This is a genomic window from Veillonella sp. 6_1_27 (assembly GCF_000163735.1).
Lineage (GTDB): Bacteria > Bacillota > Negativicutes > Veillonellales > Veillonellaceae > Veillonella > Veillonella parvula_A.
Genome location: NZ_GG770215.1, coordinates 174,078 through 193,517, shown reverse-complemented (window position 1 = coordinate 193,517; position 19,440 = coordinate 174,078). Strand labels below are relative to the sequence as shown.

17 protein-coding genes are annotated in these 19,440 nt (G+C 37.4%); 2 read left to right on the top strand and 15 right to left on the bottom strand.

What is annotated here, in order from left to right; all coding sequences use genetic code 11:
* Window positions 1-12 precede the first annotated feature (12 nt).
* The 8 genes from HMPREF0874_RS00875 to polA form a co-directional block, all read right to left on the bottom strand.
* Window positions 13-318, bottom strand: coding sequence for a ribosomal L7Ae/L30e/S12e/Gadd45 family protein (locus HMPREF0874_RS00875; RefSeq protein ID WP_039964914.1), 306 nt, complete (start codon window positions 316-318; stop codon window positions 13-15).
* A 12-nt stretch (window positions 319-330) separates the two neighbouring features.
* A complete protein-coding gene (rnpM, locus tag HMPREF0874_RS00870) occupies window positions 331-600 on the bottom strand; it encodes an RNase P modulator RnpM (RefSeq protein WP_039964912.1) in 270 nt (89 codons plus the stop codon).
* A gap of 2 nt (window positions 601-602) precedes the next feature.
* Window positions 603-1,679, bottom strand: a complete 1,077-nt coding sequence (nusA, locus tag HMPREF0874_RS00865; RefSeq protein WP_004693004.1) for a transcription termination factor NusA — start codon at window positions 1,677-1,679, stop codon at window positions 603-605.
* 17 nt (window positions 1,680-1,696) lie between these two features.
* On the bottom strand, window positions 1,697-2,155 hold the full coding sequence (gene rimP, locus HMPREF0874_RS00860; RefSeq protein WP_004693003.1) for a ribosome maturation factor RimP: 459 nt from the start codon (window positions 2,153-2,155) through the stop codon (window positions 1,697-1,699).
* Window positions 2,156-2,417: 262 nt separating this feature from the next.
* Complete coding sequence (locus HMPREF0874_RS00855) at window positions 2,418-3,113, bottom strand: hypothetical protein (RefSeq protein WP_004693002.1); 696 nt, start codon at window positions 3,111-3,113, stop codon at window positions 2,418-2,420.
* The gene (locus HMPREF0874_RS00850) at window positions 3,097-3,651 is read right to left on the bottom strand and encodes a lytic transglycosylase domain-containing protein (RefSeq protein ID WP_004693001.1); all 555 of its coding nucleotides are present in this window, start codon (window positions 3,649-3,651) and stop codon (window positions 3,097-3,099) included. The genes HMPREF0874_RS00855 and HMPREF0874_RS00850 overlap by 17 nt, the downstream gene beginning before the upstream one ends.
* A gap of 161 nt (window positions 3,652-3,812) precedes the next feature.
* Window positions 3,813-4,415, bottom strand: a complete 603-nt coding sequence (coaE, locus tag HMPREF0874_RS00845; RefSeq protein WP_004693000.1) for a dephospho-CoA kinase — start codon at window positions 4,413-4,415, stop codon at window positions 3,813-3,815.
* A gap of 29 nt (window positions 4,416-4,444) precedes the next feature.
* Window positions 4,445-7,066 (bottom strand): DNA polymerase I, encoded by a 2,622-nt coding sequence (polA, locus tag HMPREF0874_RS00840; protein WP_039964909.1) that lies wholly within the window; start codon window positions 7,064-7,066, stop codon window positions 4,445-4,447.
* A 267-nt stretch (window positions 7,067-7,333) separates the two neighbouring features.
* Between polA and rpsT the strand changes: the two genes are divergently transcribed.
* Together rpsT and HMPREF0874_RS00830 are read left to right on the top strand one after the other, a co-directional pair.
* A complete protein-coding gene (gene rpsT, locus HMPREF0874_RS00835) occupies window positions 7,334-7,594 on the top strand; it encodes a 30S ribosomal protein S20 (RefSeq protein WP_004692998.1) in 261 nt (86 codons plus the stop codon).
* Between the two features lie 145 nt (window positions 7,595-7,739).
* Window positions 7,740-9,944 (top strand): RNA ligase, encoded by a 2,205-nt coding sequence (locus HMPREF0874_RS00830; RefSeq protein WP_008600761.1) that lies wholly within the window; start codon window positions 7,740-7,742, stop codon window positions 9,942-9,944.
* Window positions 9,945-10,035: 91 nt separating this feature from the next.
* On the opposite strand, the gene ade is transcribed toward HMPREF0874_RS00830, so the two are convergent.
* The 7 genes from ade to dut all read right to left on the bottom strand — a co-directional run bounded on the left by ade (window position 10,036) and on the right by dut (window position 19,439).
* Entirely contained in the window at window positions 10,036-11,709 is a 1,674-nt protein-coding gene (gene ade, locus HMPREF0874_RS00825; protein ID WP_008600759.1) for an adenine deaminase, read from the bottom strand.
* A 13-nt stretch (window positions 11,710-11,722) separates the two neighbouring features.
* The gene (locus HMPREF0874_RS00820) at window positions 11,723-13,036 is read right to left on the bottom strand and encodes an NCS2 family permease (RefSeq protein ID WP_008600758.1); all 1,314 of its coding nucleotides are present in this window, start codon (window positions 13,034-13,036) and stop codon (window positions 11,723-11,725) included.
* A gap of 175 nt (window positions 13,037-13,211) precedes the next feature.
* Entirely contained in the window at window positions 13,212-14,831 is a 1,620-nt protein-coding gene (locus HMPREF0874_RS00815; protein WP_008600757.1) for a DUF2828 family protein, read from the bottom strand.
* A gap of 538 nt (window positions 14,832-15,369) precedes the next feature.
* Window positions 15,370-16,545, bottom strand: a complete 1,176-nt coding sequence (locus HMPREF0874_RS00810) for a phosphopentomutase (RefSeq protein WP_008600755.1) — start codon at window positions 16,543-16,545, stop codon at window positions 15,370-15,372.
* A gap of 130 nt (window positions 16,546-16,675) precedes the next feature.
* The gene (locus tag HMPREF0874_RS00805) at window positions 16,676-17,209 is read right to left on the bottom strand and encodes an NUDIX hydrolase (RefSeq protein ID WP_004692995.1); all 534 of its coding nucleotides are present in this window, start codon (window positions 17,207-17,209) and stop codon (window positions 16,676-16,678) included.
* Window positions 17,210-17,217: 8 nt separating this feature from the next.
* Window positions 17,218-18,843: a class I SAM-dependent methyltransferase gene (locus tag HMPREF0874_RS00800; protein WP_004692994.1), complete on the bottom strand. Its 1,626-nt coding sequence runs from the start codon at window positions 18,841-18,843 to the stop codon at window positions 17,218-17,220.
* 146 nt (window positions 18,844-18,989) lie between these two features.
* Entirely contained in the window at window positions 18,990-19,439 is a 450-nt protein-coding gene (gene dut / locus HMPREF0874_RS00795; protein WP_004692993.1) for a dUTP diphosphatase, read from the bottom strand.
* Window position 19,440 lies beyond the last annotated feature (1 nt).

The following is a 19,440-nucleotide window of genomic DNA, read 5'->3' as shown; positions in this document are numbered from 1 at the left end:
CATACCCCCTTATTATCGATCAATCTCTTTAAGTAATGCCTTTGCAAAGCCATCATCTAGTATGGCAACTACTACCCTAACTTCCTTACCAATGGCCGTTCCTAAAGCCTCTTTATTGGCAATACTATGAAGTGGAATGTGATGGGTTTCTGCTAATTGAGTATATTTTTTTTCATTGTTCGCTGCACAGTCACCAGCGAGAAGTACTAACTTTGGTTCCTTTCTTTTTATAGCTTTTTCTACAATGAAGTCACCAGAAATAACTTGTCCTGCTCGTTGTGCTAGACCTAAGAGATTCAAAATTTTATCTTCATTCATGTATATCAGTGATTACTCATTCTCTTGTAAATCACGTTGTAACGCTTCGTATATCTCTTTAGATACACTATGTTTTAATGACCGTTCTAATCGTTTTGCCTTATAGGCCTGCTCAAAACACGACATAGACTCACATAAATAAGCTCCACGACCAGGTGCTTTACCGCTACGATCAATGCTGATTTTACCATCTGGACTCAAGGCTACACGAATCAACTCTCGTTTTGACTTAGGTTCACCACAGCCTACACATGTACGCATAGGTTGGGATTTTGGTTTCATGACTATTCACCATCCTCAGCATTGCCAAAACCTGTGAAAGGTTCTTCAGCAGCTTGAGTTTCGCTTTTAATATCGATTTTCCAGTTAGTCAACTTAGCAGCTAAACGAGCATTTTGACCAGCCTTACCAATAGCTAAAGATAATTGATAATCAGGTACTACTACATAAGAAGCTTTTTCTTCTTCGCTTACATCTACCGATACAACCTTCGCAGGGCTTAAGGAGTTAGCAATATAAATTGCTGGATCTTCATCCCATTTAACAATGTCTATTTTTTCATCGTGTAATTCATCAACAATATGTTGTACACGTTGCCCTTTAGGACCTACGCAAGCACCTACAGGATCAATATTTTCATCACGACTATATACGGCGATTTTAGAACGCATCCCCGGTTCACGAGCTACAGACTTAAGCTCTACTACGCCTTCAAAGATTTCTGGAACCTCTAATTCAAATAGACGTTTTAATAGACCTGGATGTGTACGAGAAATCATAATTTGAGGGCCTTTCGTAGTTTTCTTAACCTCTACGATATAGCATTTAATACGATCCCCTTCACGGTATGTTTCAGTAGCAATTTGCTCTGTTGGAGGTAAAATTGCTTCTGTTTTACCAAGGTCGATAAACACATTTTTACCTTCGACACGTGTAATAACACCAGTGATGATATCACCTTCACGACTGTAGTATTCCTCATATACTACACTGCGCTCAGCCTCTTTCAAACGTTGAATAAGCATTTGTTTTGCAGTATGGGCAGCACTACGACCAAAGTTAGCAGGAGTTACATCGACTTCTACTACATCACCAATCTCAAAACGCTTATCTTTTTTGCGAGCATCCAACAAGCTAATTTCTGTTTCAGGCAATTCAACAGTTTCCACAACTTGTTTTTTGGCCATTACTTTATAAACACCTGTTTCGCGGTCAATCACAACGTACGCATCTGGATTAGATGTTGGTTCTTTGCGATATGCTTGCAGTAATGCAGCCTCTAAGGATTCAAAAATAACCTCAGGAGCAAAACCTTTTTGTTTTGTAAGCACCATTACCGCTTGAATTAATTCTTGACTCACTCGTATGCCTCCATATATTAAAAATCAAGATGTAATCGAATTTGTGCAATAGCAGAACGTTCAAATGTTATGCTTTCACCATTAATAGTAAAGTCGATAGATGTGTCCGTAAAACCTTGTAATGCACCAGTAAATTGTTTACTGCCATTAACAGGCTTAAACAACTGAATATCTACATCACGTCCATTATACCGAACTAAATCCTTATCTTTCTTTAGAACTCGATCAAGGCCAGGAGAAGATACCTCCAATAAATAATTTTCCGTAATTGGATCCTTTTCGTCGAGGACAGCACTTAATTTTTCGCTCACCAACTGACAGTCATCCAAATCTACACCACCTGGTTTATCAAGGTAGACACGTAAATACCAATCCCGTTCACGTACATAGTCTACATCGACGAGTTCCATATCGGTGCCGGCTATAATACCTTCAACTACAGAGGATACAAACTCCTCCACTGCTTCTCTTTTCATAGCCATCGCCTCCTTACTTACTACATCTTGTATATATCTCTTGATTCTAAATACTCTAAAATTGAGCTAATCATAAATGAAAGAGTGGACATAAGCCCACTCTTTTAAAAGATTATATAAAAGTCATATATAGTATATCACATTTGCTGTGTATATACAAATTCTACGCTTTTGAATGGGTATTAAAGAAACCAATCCCACATAAGTCATTCTATAAAAACAAAAAATGACAAAAAATAGCATAGTTAAATCTATCCAAACTTTAATCAATGCGCTCATTCAAGCCTTTTAGTATAGCACCTAAATGCTCACGCAATAGCACTGCTAAATCATCTAGATTTTTTGCATCTAAATGATGGTCGATTTCTGGATAGCTTTTATAGCGAAGTTCCGCAAAGTATTCATCACGCAATTCATTATAATACAATAGTAAGCCTGTACACTCATCCATCTTGTGGTATTCGCCGATGATAAAAGACCCATTAATCATGCGAATCGCATGGGCTGGATCAATATCGCGTACAAAACCTTCTAACTCCTCAGGCATAACTTGTGAGAAGTCCCATTCAGGAATCCCTCGGCGACGATAAGTAAAAGTAAAATTATTAGCAGGTTCTATTAACATATTGGTTAACCCTTTTACACATCGTTCTTGTAGCCCTGTCCAAAAAGACTCTAAATCGGCTCGCACAAAAGAAATGTCCACAAAGGAAAATAGTGGCATTTCTATATGTACTGTATAGTCCTCTACCTCTTTATCATATAAGGCAGACCAACGCCACCCCAATTCATTTTGATAGTGGAAAATAGGCACCTTTAATACGTCTTCACCAGCACTAATACGATTAGCTAATATTGTATAGTCACTTTCAGTAGATGTAACTAACGTAAAGCCGTCAACAGTTTGAGGTAACCAAGAATAGTCTAAGGCTTTACAAGCTTCAATAATTGTTTCCATATAACGCCTCATATCTTTCTTGATACTGTAAGACCGCCTTTACATAGCTACGGGTCTCAGGGAACGGAATCGTATCGACCATTCCATTCCAGTTATTTTCACGAAGCCACGATTCCACATGACCACGACCAGCATTGTAAGCAGCTAATGCTAACACCTGATCACCATTAAATTCCTTTAACAAGTGACCTAAATACCATGTACCTAACTCAATATTTATAGTAGGCTCTTTAAGTTGACGATCTGTATAGTTACCATGCCCCACTTGCTGTGCCACCCAACGAGCCGTATCTGGCATGAGTTGCATCAATCCAAGAGCCCCCGTTTCAGACTCCGCTGTGTTTTTATACTTGCTTTCTGCTAAGATAACACTAGCTACCAAAGATGGAGGTACCTGCTCTTTCTCAGCTGCAGCTATAACTTCCTCTTTATAGTTAAAGGGATACGCAATCTGACGCGCCAAATGGTCATCTAGATATGTAAAATAAAACCATCCTAGTACGACACAAGATAGTGCTGTTGCCGTTGCACGTTTCATATATCCCCCTTTCTATATAGAAACTATACATAGTCACCAAGATATAAAATATAACAAAATACTAGGTTAATATTATACGAAGTTTTATGGGCTTATTATACCATTTAATAGTAATTTTTATATACCAATTTTGACACATAAAATGACTATCATTGAGGTTCTTATAAAACTGATTCGATGCGCTCATCCCAAATGTTATCTAATTGTTCCCTTAAATTTAAAGGTGTACCATTATTGTCAATAATTACATCCGCGTAAGACCGTTTATCCTCAAGACACATTTGACTATTAATACGAGCCAATGCCTCCTCCTCAGTCAATCCATTGCGGCTCATTAAGCGCTCAATTTGAGTCGACTCATTCACATATACGAGCCACACCTCGTCCATCATGGTATACCATTCTCCCTCGATAAGTAAAGGGATATCATATAGTAAAACTGGTGTATGTAGCTCCTCATAATGAGCTGTAAGTTCCATAATTCGATTTTGAATATGCTCCTTTAAACAACCATTCAATTGTTGGCGCTTTTTTGCATTATGAAAGACAATAGCTCCTAATGCTTCTCGGTTTAATGTCCCATCATCGCGCAATACATCGGTTCCAAATGCATCTACAACTGCTTCTAAACCCTTTGTACCAGGCTCAACAACTTCACGAGCCACAATATCAGCATCGATATATGGTATACCTTTATCCTTAAAATATGTAAGAACTGTACTTTTGCCCGATGCGATGCCACCAGTTAAGCCAATTTTAAACATATATACCTTCTATTAATTATAAATACATATTACTTTACTAATGCCCAGTTTTCTGCATGGTGTACGTCTACAATAAGAGGCACTTGTAACTCTACAACAGACTGCATTGTACTACGTAGTAACTCTTCTATAGCTTCTAATTCAGAGTTCACCACTTCAAGTACTAGTTCGTCATGCACTTGTAATAAGAGTCGAGACGTAAAGTTTTGTTCTTCTAACTTTTGCTCCACTTGATTCATAGCTAACTTAATGATGTCTGCGGCGGTACCTTGAATTGGCGTATTCATTGCGGTCCGCTCAGCAAAGGAACGACGGTTAAAGTTACGACTATTGATATCAGGTAACTCACGTTGACGACCAAACATAGTGCGAACTTTGCCAGTTTCATGAGCCTCTTGAACCATTCGATCCATATACTCTTTAACCTTAGGGTAACGGCTAAAATAAAGATCAATATAGTTTTTAGCTTCACCCCGTGTAATACCAAGGTCACGAGATAAACCAAAGTCAGAAATACCGTAGATAATACCGAAGTTAATAGCCTTCGCATGGGAACGTTCTTCGCTAGTTACCTCATCTTGAGATTTACCAAGCACCTCTGCCGCCGTAAATCGGTGAATATCCTTACCTTCCACAAAGGCTTTAATCAATGCTTCGTCGCCAGACAAATGAGCTAAGATGCGTAACTCAATTTGAGAGTAATCGGCACTCACCAATGTATCATATCCAGTACCTGGATAGAATAAAGCGCGAATTTCACGGCCTTTTTCGGTGCGAACCGGAATATTTTGCAAGTTCGGATCGGATGAGCTCAAACGACCTGTAGCCGTAACCATTTGATTGAAAGTTGTATGAATACGATGTGTCTTATCATTGATAAGAACTGCCAATCCTTCACAATAGGTAGATACCAATTTAGCAACAGAACGGTATGCCAAGATTTTTTCAACAATCGGGCTTTCATGACGAAGCATATCTAGCACTTCAGCGTCTGTAGAATAGCCTGTCTTAGTTTTCTTGATGATTGGCAATTTCATCTTTTCAAACAAAATTACACCCAGTTGCTTTGGTGAATTAATATTAAACGTTTCTCCAGCAAGTTCATAAATCTCTTCTTGTACTTGAGTTAGCTCCTCTTTAAAGCGAGCCGTTGTTTCCGCCAACTTCTCTGTATCGATATAGATACCATTTTTCTCCATCACAACTAAGGTATGAATCAAAGGTAACTCAATTGTCTCATATAAAGACCATAACTCTTCACGGCGCGCAGACTCACAAGCAACTTCATTCATAGCGAGTAATGCTTTCACCATGGACACGCATTCTACGTCTACACTACCGTTAGCAATGCTAGGTACAGAAAAGCGCTCAGTTAGGTATAAATAACCATAATTAGTACGCGTAGGATCTAATAAATACGCAATGAGCGACATATCGTGAACACGAGCAGTTTTATCAGCATTAAATAAAGAAATCTCAGCTGGCACATCTGCACCAAAGGCTTCAATAATCTCCTTGGTTTGAGTTGTAACGATGGCTTTGGCACCTTGTAATACAGCTAAAACAGCTTTAGTATCGTCTGTTTTTACAATAGTATCTCCATTAGATAGATAAGCATTCGTTACCGTTCTAAATGGAGTTTTACCATCTAATATAACATGTACTGCTACCGTTTTATCTTTATAAAAATCAGCGGTTAATGATTTAGCATCCGCTAAATCATCTAAAGAAATCTCTTCTTGTTGTGCAAATAAAGAACCTGGATCACCAAGAGCTACTTCCTCACACCCCATTACTTGTGCAATGCGAGGTGTTAATTTAGTAAAACCTAAAGTTTCAAATAACGGTTGTACTTCAGAGGCATGAAAGTTTTGTACAAAATCTTCTACTTCATATGATAACTCCATGTCTGTTTTTATTGTAGCCAACTCACGAGACAAGAAGGCTAACTCTTTATTCTCTACAAGGCGCTCTTTTAATTTCTTACCAGAAATATCTTCAATATGATCATATACAGATTCAAGATTGCCGTATTCGGTAATTAATTTAAGCGCTGTTTTCTCACCTACGCCTGGTACACCTGGAATATTATCGGAAGAGTCACCCATAAGAGCCTTCATTTCGATAACCTTATCAGGACCATAGCCATAAAGTTCTTCCATATTATCTAGAGTAACCTCTAACATATCAGAAATACCTTTTTTAGTTAAGAACACATGGCTATGTTCTGTTACAAGCTGTAAATTATCGCGGTCTCCTGTAATAATTTGAACAGCCATATCAGGGGCTCCAAACTTTTTACTCAAGGATCCGAGAATATCATCCCCTTCAAATCCTTCTTCTTCGATGACACAAATGCCCAATGCTTTTAATACATCTTGAATTAAACTAAATTGTGGACGCAAATCCTCAGGTGCATCTGGACGATTTCCTTTGTATTCGCTGTACATTTCAGTACGGAATGTTTGACGCCCTTTATCAAAAGCTACGGCAATATAGTCAGGATTGATTTCTTCATACAATTTAATGAGCATTGTTAAGAAGCCATATACTGCATTCGTTGGTGTTCCCAAAGCGGATTTCAACGGTGGTAATGCAAAAAATGCACGAAATAATAAACTGCTGCCATCTATAATCATTAATTTTTTCATAAGACACCTCACTTAATTCTATTCTTCATTATAACATAAGGACCCTTTTAACTTTTATAAATAAAAATTAATATATTGTTTCACTATAAAATAAGTAAATAATTTGATTTTAAAAACCACATATATGCTTTCGTTAATAAACAGTAGAAAATGTTTTACAAATCATGTCATTAAAGAAAATATTGGGCTGAAAAGTCCTTGCGTATCAATATTTGGTATGATATAATCATTCAGGTATAAGAAACGATTTTTAAGGAGGTGACTCAATTGCCAAACATTAAATCCAGTATTAGAAGCGTAAAAACGGATGCTGAACGTCGTGCGAAAAACGCCGCTGTAAAATCTCAAATTCGTACAGCAGCTCGTAAAACCGTTGAAGCTGTTCAAGCAGGCGCAGTAGAAGAAGCAAAACAAGCACTTGTTCATGCTACTAGCGTAATTGATAAAGCAGCCTCCAAAGGTGTACTTCATAAAAACACTGCAGCTCGCAAAAAATCTAACCTTGCAGCTAAAGTAAACGCTTTATAATTTTAAAAGCAAGCAAGACAGTCTCTCGGATATCCGTTGAGACTGTTTTTTTATGCCCTTTTCCTATTTAATCAAAAAATAATATTTCGTTTGTTATACAGTTATATTTTATTACGCCCTATGGGCAGATTAGAGGACTATTACTATGAGAACACTATTATTAATGCGTGGTGCTCCTGCTAGTGGTAAGTCTCAGTGGATTCGTGACAACAATCTTGAGGCTTACACCCTTGAAGCCGATCATTTCCGTATGCTTTTACGTAGCCCTTCCCTTGGTGAGAATGGCTGGTATATTTCACAAGAGGATAATGGTCCAACATGGAAGCTCCTACTAGATTGTTTAGAAAAACGAATGAGCAATGGTGACTTTGTCGTCTTAGATGCTACCCACACTACATCTAAAGCGGTTAATGCTTACAAAGAATTGCTTAACAAATATAAATATACTGTATATTACTATGAACCAGATACATCCTTAGAGGATTGCTTGGCCCGTAATGCGGCTCGCGCCGATTACAAACGCGTGCCAGAGCAAGTCATTCATCGTATGTACAAAACGATTAAAACAAGCACATTACCAAAGTTTTGTAAAAAAATTAACTCTATTGATGAAATTAACAATTACTTCACAGTTAATCTAACGAATAGATATGATCGAGTACGTGTTATCGGTGATATTCACGGTTGCTACACCGCATTACAACAAGCTATTACACCATGGGATGAAAAAACATTATACATCTTTTGCGGTGACTATTTAGAACGCGGTATTGAAAACAAAGAAATGATATACGAAATGATGCGCCTCAGCACATTACCCAATACAATTATGTTAGAAGGCAATCACGAGCGACACATTGCAAACTTTGCATTTAATACAAGCTTAAATCGTTCCAAACGCTTTATGAAAGATGTGGTAGCACCAATCGTAAAAGATATGACAAAAAAAGAAGTAGAATCACTCCAACGAGAACTGCGACTCTTTTATAAATCACTTCGTCAATGTTATCCATTCAGCTTTCATGGCAAGAAATATTTAGTTTCCCATGGTGGCCTCTCCTATGTGCCTAATATGACCTTCATAGCTACCTCAACCTTTATTAATGGTTTTGGAGCTTACGAAACAAATATCGCTAATATCTACGATACTAATTACGAACAAGGCATGTGTCAGAACTTCATTCAAATTCACGGTCATCGTGGCGTTCCAGATGGAAAGTACTCCTTCTGTTTAGAAGGAGAAGTTGAGTTTGGTGGAGAGCTAAAATACATCGATATCACAGTAAACACTTTCACAAAAAATGGAATAAAAAACGATGTATATGATAAAGATTATATGCGCCATGAATTCCAAAATATGACACAACATGTCATCTTCACACAAAATGAAGATATTAATATTATTGGCAATTCAAAATTAGTAAAAGTAAAACAGTGTTTCCCTAACCTATATTCCTTGAACTTTACCTCTCGTGTATTCCATAAACGATTATGGAATGAAAGTACAGTACAAGCTCGTGGATTATTTGTGGATCGAATTACAGGAGATGTGAAATTACGTAGTTATAATAAATTCTTTAATCTTGGTGAACGCCCAGAAACAGAGTTAGATAATTTAGCTAATACCCTCTCTTTCCCAGTCGAAATTCGAACTAAAGAAAATGGTTACCTTGCTATTCTTGGCGTTATCAACGAAGAATTCGTATTTGCCTCTAAATCTACAACAGAGGGTATACATGTGGATTTATTTAAAAAACTATTCCATAGATTACCTGACGGATTACAAGCAGAAATCAAAGATTTATTAGCATGTAATAACTGCTCTATGATATTTGAAGTCATCAGCCAAGAGGATACTCATATCATTAAATACGACCAAGACCATCTCTATGTGCTCGATATGATTCAAAATACTCTAGACGTAAATGGTAAGCATATAGATGTCCCATTCTCGAGAGAAAAATTAGCTGAACTTTATACAATTTTACAAAAATATAATACTGACTTGATTTCCATTGTTAAAACAGTTCAACAAATTTCTACCATGGATGAGCTCCAAGGCATTATAAATGAAGAACTAAATTCATGCCATGAATCTGAAGGCTTTGTATTAGTCGATAGCAATGGTTTTATGACTAAATTCAAAGGTCCTTATTATAATACGTGGAAACACAGACGAAATCGCATTCTAGAACCATATCAAAAATTTGGTAAAATTCCATATGGAAACTGTAAAAATGAAGATGACACTAAATTTGCAGACTTCCTTGGTTCATTAGATTATGATATAGTATGTAAATCTACCATACTTGATATTAAAGATATGATGGAAAACCAAGGCTTGCTATAGTTAAATAAACTTATCCCCTTTCAAGGATAAAAGCAAAAGACCAACTTATATAAGTTGGTCTTTTTATATTAGGTTTTCATCAAACTTAATACTAGAACTCCATCACACCTGTAGTAGTGATTCTAATTTCTGGAATTACAGTTAATGCAAGGAAACTCAAATTAATAAAAGGATCTAGACCTTTTGGCACGCCCATACCATAAGCAATATCTTTCATCTTAGCCACTTTTGCATCTACCTCTTCATGAGGTCGATTTGTGATTAAGCCCATTACTTCAAGAGCTAGTTCCTCTACTACTTTGCCTTCACTTGCAATGACATATCCACCGCCAATTTCGCGAATACGCTCAATGGCAATCATCATATCTGCATCGTTGTCGCCAACAACAATCAGATTATGTGAATCATGTGCAAAGGACGACGCAATAGCACCATTTTTTAAATTAAAGCCTTTCAAAATACCGACACCATTTCTACCAGATGCTTTATACCGCTCGATACAAGTAATTTTATTGTACTCAGCATTTGGCTTGAACAGTCCATTTTCAACAGGAACCTCTTCAACGGTTTTTTGTGTAACTATTTGACCAGGCACAATATTAATAATTGCTTGTGGACCTTCAATAAAAATATCTAATTTTTCCTTTGTGAAAGTACCTATATTAATCGTATGAAGTAATTCAGATGGTACAACCTTCTCTTCTCTCACAAGAACGCGTTCAATCGGCTTTCCTTTATAAAACACTTCGTGAATATCTACGCATTGCTCATCATTGAGGATTACAAGATTAGCACTATAGCCGGGAGCAATAGCACCTAAATCTTTTAATCCGTAACATGCTGCCGGATGAGTGGAGGCCATTTTATAAGCTTGGATTGGTGTCAGTCCCAATTCAATAGAACGACGAATATTATAGCTAATATGGCCTTCTGAACGAATATCCTCAATATGCTTATCATCTGTACAGAAACCATAACGTTCCGTATTCCCTTGTTCTTCTACAAGCCCTTTCACAATGGAGTCTAGATTATGAGCTGCACTACCCTCACGAATCCATACATAAATCCCATTTTTAACTTGCTCTTTTGCTTCTTCGTAGAAAATACATTCGTGATTTGTAGTAATGCCTGCCAAACGATAGCTTGCTAGTTGCTCTGGTGAAAGTCCAATAATATGTCCATCCATAATTGTATCTTTAAAGTAATCTAACTTTTTCATCATGTAAGGATCACTATTGATAACACTATAACAGTCCATGACTTCACCTAATCCTAAGATACGTGGATTAGCTTGTAGCTTATGTAACATATCGCCATCTAAAATAGCGCCATTATCTTCACCGGGTACAGCTGGCACACAGGATGGAGCCATAACATATACATCACCTTGAGCCGATGCAGTTTCATTGATCATGTACTCAACACCGGCAATCCCCGCTACATTACCGGCTTCATGAGGGTCTACAATAAATCCTAACGTTCCCACTTGAGAAGCCTCAAATACGAGTTCTTTCGGATTCACCAAGGTGGATTCCAGATGGAGATGGCTGTCTATGAATCCGGGCACAATATATTTACCGCTATAATTATATTCTATTTCACCACTATAGGTACCGACACCTATAATCGTGTCATCATGAATCGCAATATCCGCTTTTACCCATTCATCGGTGAATACATTTAAAACAGATGCCCCCTTCAATACGACAGGAGCCTTATCCAACCCCTGTGCCTGTCGAGAAATTTTTGCATTAAATTGTATCATATAAGGATCCTCCTTACATAAAGATTTCTTTCAAAATGAAAATGAGCGCCAAGAAATACATGACACCGGAAACATCTCGATATTTTCCAGTCAAAACCTTAATCAATACATAACTGATGAGACCCCATTCGATACCCACACCTATGGAGTAAGCAAATGGCATCATTATAATGGTCAAAAATGCTGGTAGTCCTTCCGAAATATCACCGAAATCGATGTCCTTAACGGATGCCATCATAAATAGACCTACCACGATGAGTACCGGCGCTGTAGCCGCCATAGGAATAACCATGAGTAACGGTGCCAGGAATAAAGATGCTATAAAGAGTCCCGCAATGGTTAAAGCAGTCAAACCCGTGCGACCGCCCTCTGCGATACCCGCTGCCGATTCAACAGCTACAATATGAGGAGATGTACCTAGTGCACTACCGATGATAGTGCCTAATGCCGATACTTTCATACAAGAGCTTTGTACACCCAACTGTTTATCTTGAGGCACCTCAGCTTGATTCGTAAGACCAATCAATACGCCCACTACATTAAATAAATTAACGAACAAAAATGTAAAGGCCACAAATACCATATCTACAGATAAAAGTTCACTCATATCATAATGAAACCAAATCGGTGCCAACGATGGTGGCATAGAAAATATCGTCGACGGCAACTTGGTAATCCCACAGAAGAACCCAACAACAGCAGCAATTATAACAGCTAGAAATATTCCTCCTTTTACATTGCGCCCCGTAAAAACGGCAATCAGTATAATTCCCAATATAGATACTAGGCTGGATGGAGTTTGTAAATCGCCAATGCTCACAATGGTGGCAGGATTACTTACAATAAGTCCTGCACTGCTGAGACCGATGAGGGCGATAAATAATCCGATGCCCGCCGTTACCGCCAGTTTAATCGTATGAGGTATGGCATTGAACAGGTATTCTTTTAATGGTGTAACCGCAATCAGTAAAAAAGCTAAACCTGCAATTAATTGAGCCGTCAGAGCAAAAGCAAAGCTATGTCCCATCTGGACTACGATAGTATAAGCAAAAAAAGCATTGATACCCATACCAGATAAGCCAGCGAATGGCATATTACTATACAAAGCTAGCAATAAAGTCATGATGATGGCACTCACAGCCGTCGCCGTGAACACCGCACCTATATCCATACCGGCGGCACCAAGGATAGCGGGATTTACAGCTAATACATAAGAAACGCAAAGAAATGTAGTGGCCCCCGCAAATAACTCTCTCGATACGGATGAGCCTCGTTCTGAAATCTTGAATACTTTGTCCCATACACTACCTTGTACTTGTTCTCTCATGATGATTCCTCCTCTCGTACTTACAATCATGGGCGTATTCATTTATATTTATATATTTCCACATAACTACATAAATTTCCTGTATATGTTTGAAATTTCGTATACAAAAATACCGCAACACATGGTAATTTAAAGTAATTACCATGTGTTGCGGTATTTAAATTATCAATAAAGTCTATGCTACCTTATGGGTAACATAGTCTTTTAATACAGTATCAACAATACTACACTTAGCATCCAACTCTGCCTTTAATGCTCGTTCAGGATCAAGTTCTCCAGATACGACCATATCAACGATGGATTTAGAGAATCCTGACACGAGAATGACGCCGCTTGGATGTGATTGTACAGGTATTGTATTGTGCGCATAAAGAGACACGTTCCAGAAAATAAGGCGTGGCATACTATAACCACAGTCTTCAAATTTCTTACGGCACATTTCCATTACTGTAACTGTATCACTATGAACTGTAGCCTGATCAAATTGCATGTCCGAAATGACAAGACACGTCTTAGGTAAATCCTCTTGACGCATATGATACTTAATAGCCGTATCTAGAATCAAATCAAAGGTAGCCTCAATATCCGTAGTACGGAAATCATCGAATCTACGTAATCGTCTTAATTTATCATGTAATGACTTACACATTGAAATATCAACAATTTCAGGATTGCTGCTAAACGTAATAAATCGATTTTTGAAAGCTTGATTCCTATTATGTTCTGTACAATATAGTGCAATGGAATCGCCCACACTAAGAGCCGTCACAGAGTTATTGCCTGCTACTGGTTGCCACATAGAGCTAGAGCCATCTCGTATGATCAATATATCATCATATGCTTTGGGCGGCTCTTGAGCATTCCACAATTCTTCTAGTGTAGGATCCTCTGCTTTAATAGTACCTACCCAGCCATTAGGATTTGTATAGGCATGAACAATATCATAGAGGAACATAGAATTAGCATTAATCCTAACAGATGTATCACCCTTTTTCAGAGATGCAAGATAAGTTTTACGACGTTCCTCATCATGATTTAGGAAGGCATTTCGATATTTTAAATTTGCCTTAGATGGCACGTGATTATAATTAATATCATTCCATTGGTTAAGAGATGCCTTACGATCAACAACTGCTAGGTATTTACGTAATATGGATAATGACTTACGGTACTCACGAGCATTCAAATTCAATAAGGATTGTAAAATAACCGCCTCAGAACGAGCCTGCTTAGATGACGTGTTATTAGAGGGCATCCATTTTGCTAGGAGGCTAATAGAATCACCAAGACCACAGCCTATCACATCATGACTAAATTGACTCCTAATTAGTCTCCCCAATCCGTCATGAAGAACATCACTAGTCGTATCAAAATAGATACGCAATACATCATCCCAACGACCATAATTCCACAACTCAGTACCAATGATAAATTGCAAAGCCATTTCTGGATACAAATCACCGATTTTAGTGAGCATCATACGAAATGCATCGCGTTCACCAAGACCAAGCTTAATGTGGCGTGCATACATAAGCCACTTCATGGTATATAAAGGATCTTCCTCATATGATGTAATAAATAAACGCAATGCGTCAACTGCTTCCATCCTATGTGCCTCTCCATAAAAATAGGATTGGCTTTTACTTTTACCATAGAAATTAATTGCTGCATTACGCAAAGAAGGAACGGAAAAATTTAGGTCTACGAGAGTACTAGCACTCGTTCGATACGCCGTTCCACCATTACCGGTATAGGATTTTTCATTTGTTGTTAATGCGTCCATAAATGTATTCATAGTTCATATCTCCTTGGCATATAAAAAAACCACTGCGGATTATCACAACGTAAATTTTGAAAGCAAAATAAACAAGATAACCATGAGCGGTTACAATACAAAGTTCAATACAATTACTAACCTCATCGAGGCTAAGGCTAACTAGACACGATATCCGAGGCAAAATAGTCTCCATCATTACTCTTTTGATTTAATCAATAGGAAATTGCTGCTTGTGTCTAACCTTATGAATCGTTTATGAACGATAACTATGAAATTATACTAGATTCTATCCTCATCTTTTTAATTGTAAAATGTTAAAGAATTGCTGTGAGAATCTAAGTCTTTCTGTTCTACATGTTGGTGAATTCTTTCACCTTATGATGTAAGTATAATACACGTATCCGTGTGTGTCAATATATTTTTTTTATTTTTTTGCAACATATTTCTCCAACCTTTAAAGGTTACTCCAACAATAAAATGCCGATACAACAAGTTACTTACTAGTTGTATCGGCATTAGAATCAACATCTTCTATCCTATACTCTACACAGGTAAATTACTTCAAATTGAGAATATCAAAAAATGATTTTCCAATATGCCATTGTTTCAATCCAAAGTTTTGTAATACTGTTTCGCCTATATCCGCAAAACTATGTCTATCACCTAAAGCTACGGAATGACTCATACTTGGACTATAAGCTAACAAAGGCACCATTTCTCTCGTATGATCTGTACCTTTCCAAGTCGGATCATTCCCATGATCTGCAGTGATGAGAAGTAAATCATCATCTTTAAGCAAGTCCAACAAACCACCTAATTGGTAATCAAAGTCTTCAATAGCACGCTTATACCCTTCTACATTGCGACGATGTCCGTAAAGACTATCAAATTCAACAAGATTGACCATCATGAACCCCCGTGTAAAGCTTTGGCCCAACAGATAAGGAACTACGTTCATACCATGCGCGTTAGACTTTGTCGGATATGATGCATCCCAGCCAACATGAGCATAAATATCGCCGATTTTGCCCACTGCCACTGTTGGAATGTTTGCGTCTTGTAACTCTTGTTGCACCATTTTCTTTTCAGGCATACGACTGTAATCATGACGATTTGAGGTGCGTACAAAATGACCTGGTGTACCAACAAAAGGTCGAGCTATAATACGCCCCACATAATAATCACCGACACATACTTTATCGCGTGTAATTTGACACATGCGATACAAATCTTCTAAGGGAATGATATCCTCATGCGCTGCAATTTGAAAAACCGAATCCGCCGATGTATATACGATTGGCTTACCAGTTCTTATATGTTCTTCTCCGAGGCGTTCAATAATTTCCGTTCCAGAGGCTACCTCATTACCAAGAAATCCATAACCCGTTTCTTTTGTGAAAGCATCCATCAGTTCCTTCGGAAATCCATCATAAAATGTCGGAAATGGCACCGTTACAGGATGCCCCATCATCTCCCAATGACCACTTGTCGTATCTTTGCCAGTACTCGTTTCAGCCATACGACCATAAGCGCCAATAACAGGCTCATCAAACGCTGATATATCAGCAATATTAGCTAAACCTAGAGATTTTAAATTTGGACAGCGAATAGGTCCTGCTACCGCTTCGATATGTCCTAATGTATTCGAACCTTCATCGCCAAATTTAATCGCATCGGCTGCATGCCCTACACCGACACTATCCATTACTAGTAGAATAATTCGATTATACATATGTACTCCTAAATCTATATGAGATTAGTTACTCATATAATGTAAAAATACTTTATAACATATTACAGTTAAAATCATCAATATGAATTAATAAAATACATATTATATTGAGAGATAATATTTCTAAAAATTACTTAAGATATGGCATAGCAAGCATGAGGGCCGCCAAAGATTTGCTATCCTTAATAGCCTCATTCTTGATAGCTTCCAATAGTTCTGTCAATGTGTAGTATTCTAGCTCCACATATTCATCAGGATCCCAATTGGTTTCCCCCATGGTAAGGTCCTTCGCAAGATATAAATGTAATACTTCATTGCAGAAACCAGGACTCGTAGCAATTGTACCTAACGAAATCCATTGAGCTGCACGATAGCCGGTTTCCTCAGCAAGCTCCCGTTTAGCACAAACAATCGGTTCTTCATTTGGATCTAATTTTCCTGCTGGTACCTCCAGTAGCGTCTGTTGCAAAGCATATCTAAATTGACGTTCCATAACAATCTTATTATCCTCTGTTACTGCCACAATCGCTGTAGCACCCGGATGATGCACAACCTCACGCCATGCATCCTTTCCGTTCACATCGGCTATATCATAGGTAACTTGAATCAACTTACCGTTAAATTTCATTTCACTGGATTTCTGAATTTCCTTACTAATTGCCATATATACCTCTAATCTTTTATTTTATGTAAAAACCCGAGCATCCTTATACGTTGTAAAATTTCCTCTAAGTACACTTTATTAGGAACAATAAAATCAATATTATCCCGCGTATGACGCTGAACTGTAATATTGTCATCCATAATAGCAAGAATCTTTTCTTTTGTTGTAGGCTCCACCATTTGCTTTATTACAAAGAGAAATCCATTATCTATATCTTGTTGTACTTTATTGTACATGTCGCCTATACCAATATAGGAGCTGCCTTCTTTTTCTACTATAGTAGAAATAAAATCTATAAAACGTTGAGGTATATACACCTTATTATCTTCGAAAGCAACTCTTTCATATGGTTCGGCATACATATCGAGATTATCTACAATAATCAAATATAGTAAACGAGAATAAACTCTGTCCATTTCGATAGTATAACCAGGCAACTTTCTATGTATATGATCAACTATATCCTGAACAGTAAATATATCCCCTCGATCCATAACCTCTTTAATAGCAATATGGATACTATCCGTCATATTAGAAGGAATACCAGTATTGACAACGCTGCAATAATATAATTTTGATAATACATCTATACTAACTCGTTCATTACGAACAATCTTTTTACTATGTTTATTTTTCGTTAACAGGGACATTCTAAACTGCGTATCATAAATGTAATCATAATATTGCTCTTTTGCAATATAATCATCATTTGCCAATTGAGCTATATTATCGTGAATATCCTCCGGTAACCAACTTATGAAAGATCGTGAAAGAAATACATCCCCTATATAGGCACAACCTTGGTCATTGGCACGTTTTATAAATTCATGTACATATACAGGATCATTAAAAGGCTCTAAATATTCATGAGCCACATAATAATCGTTAGAGCTCAACACATTTTGGATGTTATCAATTTTATAACTCGCTTTTTGACTTATCCGATTATCTAATCCCATTGTATCCGCTACGAGCTTCAATATATTCTTCGTATATAAAGTCCGCTCCATCAACGGTAGCTCTAACTCTTTTTGCTCTGCATATTGCATGATTTCTCGATACTGCTCTAATCGTTTCCATCCAGGATACGTATTATACGATACATAAGCTACACCATTGTCGGATAAATTCTTATTACAGATAGATAGAATTTTATCTTTTACCACATCCGGAACCCAGGACCAAATACCATGTACAATAATATAGTCAAAGGTACCGAATGAATCATCAATATCTAGAATATCCTTCTCAAGCAAATGTATATTAGATAGTCCCATCGACGCAATCAGTTCATTTCCCATCTTAATCTGGGAAGACGATAAATCAATACCCGTAAAAGACGCTTCAGGATAGTATAAAGCTTGAGAAATAATGTTCCCGCCAAAAGAACATCCAAGCTCAAGGACACGCGCCTTTTTTAAAGATACAGGATTTAGTCCAAATAACAAAGCTCGCGCTGCTAATGTATTTAACGAGGTCGCCCCAAAAGGTTGAGAAATATATACTACATCTTCATAACTTTTTTTAAGAACCTTATTCTCATCCAAAACGTGCATGGTATTTTGTGTAGTCTCAATGTCATTCCCCATAACTGATGTACCTACATTCTTTTTTTGTTTTGACTCCTGTTTCATAAAGCCTCCCGAATTGTTCTACTAACTATAATAAATATTATATAGTATTATTGATAATAATTACAGCTGAAGAGAGAAATAAACACACAAAAACCGCCCAACAAAGTTGAGCGGTTTTTACTAGTTTATACAAAACCATATATTATTTACATAGTCCCAGTGCTTCCAATGCCACCAGTTCTTACACCAGTAGCATCATCATCATTTGTAATAAGGTATTTAGAGAATATACCTTGAGCAACGCGTTCGCCTTTTTCAAGGGTAACTGGTTCTTTGCCAAAATTATAGAGAGCGATCATAATATGACCTTCGTTGTCCTCATTGTTGTAGTAATCACTATCAATGATACCTGTGCTATTCACAAGTGCTAAATGGCGTTTAATAGCCATGCTAGATCGGATGTGAATGGCAAGGTATTCGTCGTACGCCATGAAAGCTTTAATACCTGTCGGAACGAGCACTACTTGGCCTGGTTCTAATGTAACAGCTTCAGCACATTCAATATCATAGCCTGCGCTTTCAGTTGTTTTACGTGTTGGTAAGTTGATATCTTGTTCTTCAAAAGCAGAAACTACTTCAAAGCCACGAATATCCATG